This window comes from Pseudoalteromonas sp. SG43-7, assembly GCF_014164295.1.
In the GTDB taxonomy this organism is placed as follows: Bacteria; Pseudomonadota; Gammaproteobacteria; order Enterobacterales; family Alteromonadaceae; genus Pseudoalteromonas; species Pseudoalteromonas rhizosphaerae.
In genome coordinates, this window is sequence record NZ_JACJEY010000230.1 from 1 (window position 1) to 250 (window position 250).

1 pseudogene is annotated in these 250 nt (G+C 42.8%); it reads left to right on the forward strand.

The window, feature by feature from the left end:
• Window positions 1-119, forward strand: a pseudogene (locus H5200_RS24300) (8-oxo-dGTP diphosphatase MutT); the annotation flags it as partial.
• Window positions 120-250 lie beyond the last annotated feature (131 nt).

Consider the following 250-nt stretch of genomic DNA (forward strand, 5'->3'; position numbering starts at 1 on the left):
GCCAAGCCCATGGCGCAGAAGGTCAGCAAAGTGCATGGGTCGCGATTGATAAGTTAGACGATTACAATTTTCCTGCCGCCAACGTAGAAATTATCGAAAAAATAAAAGTGGATGTTTAAATTTACGTAGGCGAGTGGCTTGCCATCGCGATATTCAAAATTTGGTGTGGTATTTGTGCGTCAGCAAGCTCAACGCCTACGGTGTTAAATTTTACTCTGGTGTTTAATTAATTACTTGTAGGCGAGTGGCT